This is a genomic window from Pedobacter sp. AC212, from assembly GCF_979258625.1.
This window is the reverse complement of record NZ_OZ409870.1, coordinates 1577371-1589873: the sequence shown is the minus strand read 5'-3', so window position 1 is coordinate 1589873 and position 12503 is coordinate 1577371. Positions and strand designations below refer to the sequence as shown.

15 protein-coding genes are annotated in these 12503 nt (G+C 40.7%); 9 read left to right on the top strand and 6 right to left on the bottom strand.

Annotated features, from left to right (window positions below; genetic code table 11):
* Positions 1-74: 74 nt before the first annotated feature.
* The 4 genes from ACZZZC_RS06800 to ACZZZC_RS06785 all read right to left on the bottom strand — a co-directional run bounded on the left by ACZZZC_RS06800 (position 75) and on the right by ACZZZC_RS06785 (position 2594).
* Positions 75-605 (bottom strand): DUF4142 domain-containing protein, encoded by a 531-nt coding sequence (locus ACZZZC_RS06800; protein ID WP_463486818.1) that lies wholly within the window; start codon positions 603-605, stop codon positions 75-77.
* A 117-nt stretch (positions 606-722) separates the two neighbouring features.
* Entirely contained in the window at positions 723-1478 is a 756-nt protein-coding gene (locus ACZZZC_RS06795) for a DUF2243 domain-containing protein (RefSeq protein WP_463486817.1), read from the bottom strand.
* The gene (locus ACZZZC_RS06790) at positions 1456-1653 is read right to left on the bottom strand and encodes a hypothetical protein (protein ID WP_463486816.1); all 198 of its coding nucleotides are present in this window, start codon (positions 1651-1653) and stop codon (positions 1456-1458) included. Before ACZZZC_RS06790 ends, ACZZZC_RS06795 begins: the two co-directional genes overlap by 23 nt.
* Positions 1654-1715: 62 nt before the next feature.
* Entirely contained in the window at positions 1716-2594 is an 879-nt protein-coding gene (locus tag ACZZZC_RS06785) for a manganese catalase family protein (protein WP_463485387.1), read from the bottom strand.
* 380 nt (positions 2595-2974) lie between these two features.
* Here ACZZZC_RS06785 and ACZZZC_RS06780 point away from each other — a divergent pair, with 380 nt between their 5' ends.
* From ACZZZC_RS06780 to ACZZZC_RS06760, 5 genes are all read left to right on the top strand, one after another.
* Positions 2975-4495 (top strand): FAD-dependent oxidoreductase, encoded by a 1521-nt coding sequence (locus ACZZZC_RS06780; RefSeq protein WP_463486815.1) that lies wholly within the window; start codon positions 2975-2977, stop codon positions 4493-4495.
* A gap of 126 nt (positions 4496-4621) precedes the next feature.
* Positions 4622-4987: an SPW repeat domain-containing protein gene (locus ACZZZC_RS06775; RefSeq protein ID WP_463486814.1), complete on the top strand. Its 366-nt coding sequence runs from the start codon at positions 4622-4624 to the stop codon at positions 4985-4987.
* A gap of 313 nt (positions 4988-5300) precedes the next feature.
* Positions 5301-5735 (top strand): hypothetical protein, encoded by a 435-nt coding sequence (locus tag ACZZZC_RS06770; RefSeq protein ID WP_463486813.1) that lies wholly within the window; start codon positions 5301-5303, stop codon positions 5733-5735.
* A gap of 41 nt (positions 5736-5776) precedes the next feature.
* On the top strand, positions 5777-6145 hold the full coding sequence (locus ACZZZC_RS06765) for a response regulator (protein WP_463485383.1): 369 nt from the start codon (positions 5777-5779) through the stop codon (positions 6143-6145).
* Between the two features lie 74 nt (positions 6146-6219).
* Positions 6220-6429: a hypothetical protein gene (locus tag ACZZZC_RS06760; protein WP_463486812.1), complete on the top strand. Its 210-nt coding sequence runs from the start codon at positions 6220-6222 to the stop codon at positions 6427-6429.
* Between the two features lie 24 nt (positions 6430-6453).
* Here the strand turns inward: ACZZZC_RS06760 and treZ are convergent, their stop codons facing one another.
* Both treZ and ACZZZC_RS06750 read right to left on the bottom strand, forming a co-directional pair.
* Positions 6454-8298, bottom strand: coding sequence for a malto-oligosyltrehalose trehalohydrolase (treZ, locus tag ACZZZC_RS06755; protein ID WP_463486811.1), 1845 nt, complete (start codon positions 8296-8298; stop codon positions 6454-6456).
* Positions 8299-8305: 7 nt separating this feature from the next.
* On the bottom strand, positions 8306-9907 hold the full coding sequence (locus ACZZZC_RS06750) for an alpha-amylase family glycosyl hydrolase (RefSeq protein ID WP_463485380.1): 1602 nt from the start codon (positions 9905-9907) through the stop codon (positions 8306-8308).
* 194 nt (positions 9908-10101) lie between these two features.
* Between ACZZZC_RS06750 and ACZZZC_RS06745 the strand changes: the two genes are divergently transcribed.
* The 4 genes from ACZZZC_RS06745 (at position 10102) to ACZZZC_RS06730 (ending at position 12366) form a co-directional block, all read left to right on the top strand.
* A complete protein-coding gene (locus ACZZZC_RS06745; RefSeq protein ID WP_463485379.1) occupies positions 10102-10305 on the top strand; it encodes a hypothetical protein in 204 nt (67 codons plus the stop codon).
* A 150-nt stretch (positions 10306-10455) separates the two neighbouring features.
* Positions 10456-10947, top strand: coding sequence for a hypothetical protein (locus ACZZZC_RS06740; RefSeq protein WP_463485378.1), 492 nt, complete (start codon positions 10456-10458; stop codon positions 10945-10947).
* A 17-nt stretch (positions 10948-10964) separates the two neighbouring features.
* A complete protein-coding gene (locus ACZZZC_RS06735; RefSeq protein WP_463485377.1) occupies positions 10965-11660 on the top strand; it encodes a DUF421 domain-containing protein in 696 nt (231 codons plus the stop codon).
* Between the two features lies 1 nt (position 11661).
* The gene (locus tag ACZZZC_RS06730) at positions 11662-12366 is read left to right on the top strand and encodes a DUF421 domain-containing protein (protein WP_463485376.1); all 705 of its coding nucleotides are present in this window, start codon (positions 11662-11664) and stop codon (positions 12364-12366) included.
* Positions 12367-12503 lie beyond the last annotated feature (137 nt).

The following is a 12503-nucleotide window of genomic DNA, read 5'->3' as shown; positions in this document are numbered from 1 at the left end:
ATAAACCGGCAAGCCCTAGCAGAAAAATTGCACTGACCACTACGGCCAGTGCATCCCATTAACTACCAATTAATTTATGGATTTACTTTATTTTTTAGCGTTGTTGCACCACGAAGGTGTTCTTCTAAAGTAGGTAATTTCATAGCGGCCATTGAACGCAAATCAGCATCAGGTACCCCAAACTCATCTGCCGCAGTTCTAAAAAGATTTACAGCATCCTGGTGAGACTGAACCATTATATTAACAAACTCTTTGTCGAAATTGGTACCGCTCAAAGCTGATAATCTTTCCAAATTTTGTTGTTCTTTTGCCTGCAGCCCGTCTGGAACATTCCAGCCTTTTCCAGCTGCAAGATTTTTCATTTGCTCGCCGGCAGCAGTGTGGTCGGTAACCATGTGCTCCCCATAGTGCTTCACATCCGCATCAACTCCTTTAGTCACCGCCATGGCTCCCGCGGCAATTTCAAAATTATTGCTGCTCGATGCCCTGTTCACAAAATCCTGATTACTCAAAGTATAATCTCTGTCGTGATCATTGTCTTTACAAGCGCCTAGCGCTAAAGTTGCGACGAATAAAATCATCGCCATTACATTTTTCTTGTTCATAGTATAAGTGTTTTTTAATCTTATTGCTACAACAGCCCGCTAAATACAGCTGTTTAGCTAAAAAATAAAACAGGTAATTCGCCTACTTACACCCAGTATTTTAACGTGGTTGGTTGGCTACTTACCCCTAATTACCTGGCCTTGACCAGGTTGGTTTGTGGTTCGGATCATCCAAAACCCTAATAGAAAAACCAATGCAGATCCTCCTAAAAAGGCAAAATCATATTGGTTTTTGTGTTGGGCATATTCATAAACATGATGAAGGTTAAGCCATAGGTGATTAAGCAAACCTTCCAAAATATTAAATATGGCCCAGCCCATTAGCAAACCGCCAGCGAGTAATCTTCCAGATCTGTTTACCGCTTGATGGACAGGAAGTCGCCAAAGCATGACCACCCCAGCAATTACTGTTATTAAACACAGGGAATGAAAAATCCCATCCCAAAACATGTTTATACTCTTGCCTACATAATCGGTTGCGGCTATTTGTGCTGAAAACATTTCATGCCATTGCAGGATCTGGTGAAATAAAATCCCATCTATAAAACCTCCTAAGCCCACGCCCAAAACCAAAGCTGCCATGCCCAGAGGTGCCAGTAACACATTTTTCGTAGTTGCTAGAAGCAATTGCTTACTTCTCTCCCGTATTCTCCAAACTTTGTTTATGATGATTAATAACAGTATGATAACCGCAAAACCAGCAAGCAATTGAATGAGATGAATCCGAAATTGATTGCCATAAATTCCCTCCCGGACTAAGCGATTACAAGAGATACAAGCCTTTGCAGATGGCGAAAACAAAAGCGATAGCCAGCAAAAAACTGCAACCTTTTTTAATCCACGCACCTTATTAATTGGCTTTACTTTTACCATCAGTGGTATCTTTAGATGTGGTATCTGATTCACTTTTGATGTCGCGATCTTTGTCTCCGGCCTTTACAGAACCACTACCGGGGTGAGAATCTGCTGGGCTATTGTTTCCAGATGTACAGCTTAAAAAGAGAACGAAAAATAGTATGAAGCAGAATTGGTTGAGAAATTTTTGCATGGCAGATAGGTTTGATGAGCCGAATACCCTACATATCCGGCTCTTTTGAGCATCATCAAAATTTATGGTAAAAGCGAATCGGCAATGTTGCCCATTATACCCTTGTCTAATTTTTCCATTTGTTCGGTTTGCGCATAACCTTTTGGGTCAGGTTTGCCTAAATCCGGAATAGGAATATCGGGCACTGCGTTTAGCACAGTGAATGTCCCTTTTCCATCTATCGAAGGACCAGAAGTCCATCTTCCCTGCGCAGTGGCAGATTGATCGATATGTGTACCTACAAATGCGTAATCGTACTCAGGAACATGTGATGCAGTCGGAAAAGAATTCGGAATCGGCAAGTTTACGGTAGGTCCACCAAGTTCTTCCAAAACAGCCAGCCACTGGTTCTGATGCATTGCATCCCTGGTAATGAGAAAGGAAAGCATATCTTTCATACCGCTATCATCGGTGAGTTCGTAAAGTCTGGTAGCGAGCACCCTGCCTGTTGATTCGGCCATTACATTGGCATACATATCTGCAGCGATATTTCCACTGCCTACCACCCAGGAGCCATTAAACGGGACACCATTACTATCAACCGCCATTGCGGCAAGGCCGGAAGAAAGTACCTGACGAGGGTCCATGCCACCAAGAATATCGCTGACTAAAGGATTTTCACCTGCAATTTTGTCTTTTAACTCATTTGTAGCCCCATCTAAATTCAGCGCTACTGCAGTGCATAACATTTCAATATGCGAAATTTCTTCTGTACCGGTATCCAATAACATATCCCGGTATTTACTCGGACCACGGTTTCCCCAAGCTTGAAAAAGGTATTGCAGGCATACCCTAATCTCACCTTCAATGCCGCCGATGGCTTGTTGTAAAAGTTTCGCAAATGCCGGGTTAGGCTTGTCTACTCGTACTTTGTACTGTAAATTACTGTCGTGATAAAACATAGTTTTCTTATTAGTTTGAAAATAATTAGCAACTGAGCCAGTACTTATGATTTGTACCAGCTAATTAAAAAACCTGTAAAATTTTCAAAAGTTCGATAGCGAAATACGGGTTATGAAATTAAAATCCTCGAGAGGGAAAGTGATAAGTACGGGTAAGTTTCAATTTCGATAAGTATCGAAATTGATCACCCAAACCAAGCAGCATATCATTTAATAATTCAATAATGGTTCAGTTCCTGGACCTGCGGGATAACAGAATTTTCTTTTTAGCTAAACATCGATCGCTTTTATACTGTTTTTTAAAGGCGGGCAGGCGCTAATCTGCCAAAGCATTGCAGAAAAAGCAATCTATTTATTTCTGAATAATTTAAATAAGTACTATGAACAATCGCGATGGAAATAGAACTAGCCTTTGGCAAGCGGAAACGAAGCTATCTGAAGAAAAAACTACAACTGACAACCAAACATTTGATGTACTGATTATTGGTGCGGGCATCACTGGTGCAACTACCGCATTAAACTTGCAACGAAAGGGAAAGCGTTGTTTGTTGGTTGATGGACACCAGGCCGCCTTTGGCACAACCGGTGGTACCTCTGCACATTTGAATACCTTTTTAGATGCTACCTATCCTGAAATTGATAGCGATTTTGGAAAGGAAACTTCAAAATTAATTGCCGATGCGGCGAAGAGAACCATCAAGCAAATTGAAACGAACGTTGAAAGCCTTGGCATTGCAGCTGATTTCGAATACAAGGATGGGTATCTTTTTTCACAGAACGAAAAGGAAACCGGCCAACTTGAGGAAATCTTCGAATCGTCACAGCAGGCTGGCGTGGAGGTAGAAGTCGCAAACGAAAATGGCGTGGAAATTCCTTTCAAGAAAGCATTAAAATTTGCTAACCAGGCGCAGTTCCATCCGGTAAAATATGTAAATGGAATAATTGAGGAGTTTTTGAAGCTGGGTGGCGAGTTTCTCGAAAACACCTTCATTACCGAGGTGGCTTATGAAGGAAAAATTCATCACGCCAAATCAGGAGAGGAGGAATGTTTAGCTGAAAATGTCTTTTGGGCTACACATATTCCGCCGGGGATTAACCTGCTATCACTCCGGAATGCGCCGTACCGAAGTTATGCAATTGCCGCTGAATTGGCTAGTGGAAATTATCCCGATTGTTTATCCTACGATATGAAAGAGCCTTACCATTATTTCAGAAGTCATGAAATTGAGGGGAAAAAATTCTTAATCATCGGTGGCGAAGATCATAAAACTGGCCATGATGATCCCTTAGCAGCCTTTAGAGCATTGGAAGAATATGCCTTTAATCATTTTGATATTTCCACTGTACGTTACCGGTGGTCGTCACAATATTATGTTCCTGTTGATGGACTGCCTTATATTGGCCAGCTACCAGGAGGCGCCGAAAACACTTTTCTAGCCACTGGCTTTAACGGAAACGGGATGATTTTTGGTTCTTTAGCAGGGGAAATGATTACCGATTTAATTCTGGGAAATAAGAATCCGCTGTCAGAAATTCTAAGCCCTTCGCGATTGAAACCTATTGCAGGTTTCAGTGAATTTGTAAAGGAAAATGCCGATGTTACGTACCGCTTTATCGCAGATCGTTTCAATACAGAGCTCATTGCCTCTACAAAAGAAATACATTTTAACGAAGGTAAGGTGGTGACTTTAGATGGCAAAAAAGTAGCCATTTACAAAGATCCGGCAGGTAAGATTACTGCACTTAAGCCAGTTTGTACGCATGCAGGCTGTATTGTGCATTGGAATACGTCAGAAAAATCGTGGGATTGTCCTTGCCATGGCGGTCGCTTTTCTACTGATGGCACGGTATTAACTGGTCCTCCAACGATTGGCCTGGAGAAAATAGATCTGAGCAAATAAATCAACATGTAAACCACGTATAGTTAATGCTTCTATTTATTTAAAGTAATTACCACATCAAAATCGGGTAGAAATTGCATCGCCATGCGACGATAAAAAATGTTGTATAAATAAAACTGTTAGAAAATGAGAAAACTTTCAAGAAAGGCACATGGCGTAATCGATTATATTTCTGTAGCATTTATGTGTGCAGCACCCTGGCTATTTGGTTTTATCGGCAATTGGCCCGCGGCAACCTTATTTTTCGCTTCCGCAGCGCTAGTGCTGATCCTTTCCTTATTTACAAATTACGAATTAGGACTTAAAAGAAACCTGCCAATGGCTTTTCATTTGGATATGGATATGACACTCGGGCTCGTTTTAGCCGTTTCACCCTGGCTTTTTGGCTTCTATTCTGAAGTTTATCTGCCACATGTTTTAATGGGAATTTTTGCCATCATCGCTGGTTTAGTAACCGAAACCAAATCGCTATATAAGGGTGTACAAATGTAACTCTGAGACTTAATTAACAGCGCACCTTTAAAAAACAAGAAGGTGCGCTATTCTCCATCCCCCTATTTTCCCTCACCTATTCCCCATCCCCATTTCCCATTCCCTATTCCCTATTTCCCATTCCCCCTATTCCCCCTATTCCCCGTATTTACCTCAACAAAAAACCAACCCGAATTCTCTTCGAAATTTAATTTGATGGACTAAAAAAACGCGTTGCTCCAAATACGTAAAATGCCCGTAAAGTACCTGTTTGCAAGGCAGAGCCTATTTTTTCTCTCTTTTTGCTAATACATTTGATTTTTGTTTTAAGCTTATGATCATAGAAAAAATCATCAAAATTAATGGCTCAAGCTGGGCATTTTGGAAGGCACTAAGTTCACCACTCTTTTATGCTGAACGTGGAGGACATTATGAATGCGATTGGAAAACAAATAGTCCTATCATTTGGATAGATCATTTGGGAAGGCGGTTCCATGGTAAATTACTTCAATTCAAAAGCCGGAAATATTTAAGCTTTTTGAGGTATGAAGATCACAAACACACCGCCGTTAGGTCTATTATTAGTTATCAAACCCTGCTACTTGGCGGTAACCTGGTTATTAAACTTTCAATTAACCTGATAAGAGATTGTGAACGAAACGAGTTGGAGCAATATAGCAAATGGGCAGATCAACATTTATTTAACCTGAACCAACTTACGCAAAGTATAAATAGCGGTTTCGAAGATGCTAAGTATTTAGCATCATAAACACTAATGGTATAAATATTGGCCATCTAGAACAATTCATTATGAGAAAGCATCATTCAAAAATTTTGGTATTAGATGACGACCAAAGTAACGCGGAAGCCATACAAGCGGTTTTAGAAGAACAATCTTTCGAGGTTTCCAGCATCTGCAGTTCAAATGAACTGATGTCGTCTATTCAAAAATTTAAACCCGATTTGATCATCATGGATATTTTGCTCGACATGGCCGATGGCAGAACGCTTTGTAATCAAATCAAAGTAGGCTTTCAAACTGCTCATATTCCGGTTTTGCTTATCACAGCGATGCTCGAATCGCAGGCGTTGAAAGTTCCGAACCGAGCAGATGCCATCATTTTTAAACCTTTTGATTGTTCGAGTTTGTACCGAAAAGTATCAACACTGATTCATTAAACCAATTTATTTAGTCCCCAGAAGATAACGGGCAGGATTAAATGAAGATTTAACCACATAAATTTATTATATCAATGAGAACAGGTAAAATTCTCTCCTACAATAGCAAAGCTGGAATAGGCTTAATTGAAGATGATAATAACCAGCGGATTAAATTCTATATCGAGGATTGTAAAACGAGGCCATACAGTGGCAATGAAGTATATTTCACCATCAGTTTTCGCAATGGAAGTTTGATTGCAGGAAACATTAGGATGTATAAAGTTGCTAAAGCAAGGTATTAATTTGGAGCTGAACTTGTGATAAAACTATTCACTGACTGTGCTGTTCCAAACCAATACAACCACACTAAAGGGTTGAAGCAGCAATGTTTCCCCTTTTAAAAATTGCTGTTTGTTATCTTTTGGAGGTATATTGTGCATGCAGAATTCAGGGTCGTTTGAATCCAGAATTTTTTCTACCTCGTCGGTATCTGCACTAATTTGATAAAGCATTTCCTGATCACCAAAATTGAATAAGCATTTTGCCACCTGGGTTTTAGCGCTATCCGTTCGTACCAATTCCAAAACTTTATCTGAAAGGATATTGGTTTTTACAAACTGTCTATCCCGGGTTTGGAACGCGGAAAATGATTGCCGGATGGCGATTAACTTTTTATACCAGGCCAATAAACAGGCAGATTCTGGATCTGAAAGCTGATTCCAGTTTAGTTTTGAATCAATAAAGGTGCTGAGTGCGCCTGGATCTGCGGGTTCTGAGATCCCATTAAAAGATTCAAACTCCTTTTTGCGTCCATTTTTAACCGCTTCAAGTAAGTCAGGGTCGCTATGATCTACAAAAAAATGAAAGGGTGTCTTTGCTCCAAACTCTTCTCCCATAAATAACATAGGGATATATGGTGATAGCAAACTTGGTACACAGGATAGTTTCAGCCTATCAAAATCGAAAAAAGAAGCTGTTCGCTCTCCGTTTGGCCTATTCCCTGTTTGATCGTGGTTATCATTAAAAACCACAAAATGATCAGGAGATATTCCTATTGAACAAGCACCATGCCTCTTTTTTCTCACCTCCACAAATTCGCCACTATGTACAAAACCTTGATCGAAAGCTTTTGCGAGGTGAGTTATTTTCCCAAAGCCAGCATAGCGTTCCTTGTCGCAAGGATTAAGTAACTCATAAACGGCATGCTGAAAATCATCCAGCCATTGCGCTCTAAATCCAAATCCACCTCGTGAGCGAGGCATCACTACTTTTGGATTATTGGTATCGCTTTCGGCAATGAGATAAACCTGGCGACCCGTACGTTGAACAATAGATTGAATCCGATCAGCAGCTTCATCCCAAATATGCACGGCACTCGAATCGTAAATTTCATGTACGGCATCACATCTTAAACCATCAATATGGAAGTGTTTAAACCAGTACTCCATGTTATCAAGAATAAAAGTCCGCACCCCATCACTCCATTCACCGTCAAGGTTTAAAGCTTCTCCCCATGGTGTGGTGTATTTCTTGCTGAAATACGGCCCATATTGTTTGAAGTAGTTCCCTTCCGGACCTAAATGATTGTAAATTACATCCAAAATAACGGCAATCCCTTTCTTATGGCAGCTATCGACTAACTTTTTAAGTGCATTTGGTTCTCCGTAATTTTTTTGCGGGGCATAAGGATAAACCACATCGTAGCCCCAGTTTCTGCTTCCCGGAAACTGGGCTACCGGCATTAATTCAATTGCATTTATGCCAAGTGCTATCAAATAATCAAGGTGTGCGATAACGGCTTCAAAAGTTCCAGCTTCGCTGAAAGTACCTACATGGAGTTCGTAAATAACCAGTTGCTCAAACGGAATGCCCTTCCATAGCTGATCATTCCAGCGGTATTCTTCATGGTCAATTACGCAGGAAGGCCCATGCACGCCATTTGGTTGAGCATGTGAGGCAGGATCAGGAAAAAACTCGCCCTCTATTCCAAAAAGATATTTTGTATTCGATGATATTTGATCTAAGGTAATTTCATGGTAACCATCAGCAAGCTCTTTCATCAGATAATCTGTCTGATTGGGGTAAACAATCCGAAGGCTTACATTTTCTTTTTCAGGAGCCCAAACCCGAAACCTACAAGTTCCTGCCCGATACAATAATCCCGTTTCCATCTAAATGTCAAGTCAATTTTATAATCAAAGCTTCATCAGCTCCTAGCAAATAACCGGCACTGAAAAATTTATTTGCAATACCTTCTACAGTTGAAAGCACAACTTCGCCTGAATAAGATTTGTCAGTGTTAAATTCCGCTGGCGAATGGCTAAAGTTTAGTACGACTAAGTAGCCGTTTTCTTCATCAACTTCGCGGATGTAGGCCAGAAGTTGCGCTGTTTTAATTACAGGCCGGTAATTTCCATATTTTAAAATCGGAGTAGATTGCCTTAATGCGATGAGGTTTTTGTATAACATTAGCATCGATTGAGCATCTTGTTTTTGTGCTTCTACATTGATAAGCTGATAATTTCCAGCTAAACGCAACCATGGTTTTGTATCACTAAAACCTCCATTGTCACTATCATCCCATTGCATTGGCGTACGGGCCGGATCTCTGCTTAAATTTTTATCGGGCATATTTAATCCCTGCGGATCTTTTATCTCCTCTTTAGGGATCATCACATCTTCCATTCCGATCTCATCTCCGTAATACATGGTGGGCGTTCCCCTCAGGGTTAACAGTAAAACTGCCGCCACCCTTGCCTGGGCTGCGCCAACTTTGCTTAATATTCTCCGCTGGTCGTGATTTCCCAGTACCCAGTTTGGCCATCCATTTTCGGGCAAGGCACCTTCATAAAGATCGATGGCCAGGCCAATGGCTTCAGGGTTCCAGGGTGTATCCAATAATAGAAAATTAAATGGCATGTGCGCACCATCATCATCAGCGCCATAATAGGCCATTAATTTTTGAATCGGCAAGTAAATCTCCCCAATCATCATCCTATCCTCATAGCTATTCAACAGGTGGCGCATTTTCGAAATAATCTGGTGCACCTCGGGTTGATCGGTAGAAAAAACAGGCAAAAGCTTATTGTAGGTGGCCATATCGGGGGTATAATCCGGGTTAGCAGGGTTATCTCTCAGCAACAGATCTTTTATCATATGCCAAATCACATCCACGCGAAACCCATCTACGCCTTTATCCAGCCAAAATTTCATTTCGTTTAACATGGCTTCCACTACCGCCTCATTTCTCCAGTTTAAATCGGGTTGCTCGGCCAAAAAACCATGATAATAATATTGTTTTGTAGGCTCATGCCATTCCCAGGCACTTCCCCCAAACATGGCCAGCCAATTATTTGGAACATTACCTTCTGAAGCGGCATCTTTCCAGATATACCAATCACGTTTGGGATCATCTATTGACGATTTTGAGGCTAAAAACCACGGATGTTGATCGGAGGTGTGGTTGGGCACAAAATCCAGAATCAGCTTCATTCCTCTGGAATGGACTTCACGAAGCAAATGATCGAAATGTTCAAGGTTACCAAATATGGGATCAACATTTCGGTAGTCGGCAATATCATATCCAAAATCTGCCATAGGTGATGGATAAATAGGAGAAATCCAGATACTTTCTATTCCAAGCCAGGTTAGGTAATCTAACTTTTCTATGATGCCGTTAATGTCTCCAATACCATCGCTATTAGTGTCTTTAAACGATCGGGGATAAATCTGATAAATGATGGTTTCTTTCCACCACAGTTCTGAAGGTTGTTTATTCATTTAGAGATTCGTATTTACAACTTGCTCTTAAAACAACACATTATTTTGAGAAGTAGTTTTCGCCACACCTACTTATTTGAAATGTAAAAAATACCCGCCCCGTAACCTTTTAAATGAATAGAATACCTGAAATAAAAACATCCCAAACAGTAGAATAAATCTGATGGTTTTTAAATTATAAAGTATAACAGATTATGGAAAAGCAGAAAAGAAATGCTCGAAGGGATAGAATCTCCATAGCAAACAGAAACGACAAATTGGAGCCAATGGTGCAGGCGGCAGAAATCGACCGTATAATGGAAGCTCCAGCAAATGCAACTTATAGTCGCGATTCGAGAGGAAAAATCTCAGTGCTAAAATGGAAAGCACCCACAAATGGAATCGCAGGACTTTTATAGGTGCTTACAAGACAGCGGAAAAACCGCTGTTTTTTATGCGTATAAACTTCGTTGTTTTTCGCAAAACCAGCGGTCTTTTAAAGCTGTTTTCTATACAAAGCATTGGTTTATAAAACATTACCAACAAGATATTTCAAGATACCTAAATGTATGCGACAAAAACTTACCTGCAAGCAAAGCCTTTTGCTTGCGCTGACTATATTTATGATGGCTACCGGCTGCAATTCTTATCAAAGAGACCAGCAAATTAAGGCCGATATTACCATGAAAGCAAAGGAGGACGTAAATTTCGCCGGTCTTCATTTTACAGTAAACGAAAGGAAGCTGACCATTTGGGGGAACTGCCCAACTACAAAATCAAAATTGGCGGTGATGCAAAAGCTAAAGAGCATCCACGTAATTAAAAACATTGATGAGCACATTATGATTTGCCCGGTGCTGATAAGCGATAATTTTTCCCTGAAACAACAAACTGACAGTATATTGGCCAAACACCCGCAAGCCTGGGCTGATTTAAAAGGCAATACCATTACTGTTTATGGAAAGTTGAAGGCCCAAACAGTAACCGACGTTTTCAATGCCATTCAGGAGCGCAACCCAAATGGAATTTCAATAAACAAAACCTTCAGCTATTCTAAATAATTCAAATTCATTCAATCATGAAACAAGAAGAAATTCATTGGGGAGATTGGCATCGCATGCTTTTTGGCATTGCACCACCCTCATTTTTAATCGAGGTGCTCGTTAGAACCATGATTGTTTATTTACTGTTACTGGTTACGCTACGTTTATTGGGTAAGCGCATGGGCGGTCAGTTAACGATATCCGAACTGGCGGTAATGCTTACACTCGGGGCAATTATTTCTGTACCGATGCAGATGCCCGACAGGGGTTTGTTGCAGGGATTAGTGGTATTGGTTTGTGCCGTAATTTTTCAAAGAGGACTGAATTATTTTGCTTTGAAAAGCAAGGTTGTTGAGCGTATTACTCAAGGGCGTGAAAGCCTTTTGGTTGCCGATGGCGTAATTGCTGTAGATCGTTTGGCAAGCATGAAAATTTCCAGAGATCAGCTACTGGCAGAATTGCGGTGCCAGAAAATTTACAACCTGGGCGAAATTAACCGGGTTTACCTGGAAGCTTCTGGCTTATTTTCCATATTTAAATATCCATCACCCAAACCAGGTTTGTTATTGTTACCACCAGGTGAAAAAGACCATGTGGATCAATTTGCAATTAAACAGGATGAAAAAGTCTGTTTAAATTGTGGGAACAGTGCAAAATCAAAAAGTGATATAGATAAGAATTGCGATCACTGTGGCGCAAAAGATTGGGTTACCGCCGTAATTGCCAAATAACATGAAAGAGTACGAAATTAATATAACTGATATTCATCGCATTTTATTTGGCGATGTACCCTATCATTTCTTTATCGAAGTGATTATTCGGGTAACGGTGATCTATATCTTATTAATGCTTTCTATGCGGATGATGGGCAAAAGAATGTCATCTCAATTAAGCAGAAATGAAATGGCAGCGGTGGCTTCGCTGGCGGCAGCAATTGGTGTTCCGTTGATGAGTCCAGATAGGGGTTTGCTTCCTGCCGTGGTTATTGCCATTATCATTGTTAGCTACCAAATGTTTATCGCATGGAAAGCCGCAGTTAACAGAAAATTTGAATCTATTACACAAGATAAATTCGATACTTTAGTAAAGGATGGCGTTCTGGAGCTCGATACCATGCTGGCTACCAGAGTAAGCACCGAACGCATTTTTGCACAACTCCGATCGGAAGGAATTAGTCATTTGGGTATGGTTGGCCGTTTATATTTTGAAGCAGGAGGTTTTTTTAGCTTGGTAGAAAATCCTGATCCAAGCCCGGGACTTTCCGTCATACCTGTTTGGGATGAAGCCTTCTCCATCCAGGCTCACCAAAAAACAGATTTAATGGTTTGTGATAAGTGTGGTGCTTTTAAAACTGACGAAAATTTAAACCGGAATGGTGGCTGCAAGCACTGTAAAAATAAAACCTGGGTACAGGCAGTAACCAAAACTGATTCATAGTTAAAATCAAGTGATCGCAGAATGATCGCCATTGCGAAGGCAGGGCCTAATCTTTCCAGACGGATAGATTGCTGCTGGCCTGCAACTAAGAAAGGATTAACACAAAAAAGAGGCTTTTTAGGGCCTCTTTTTCATTA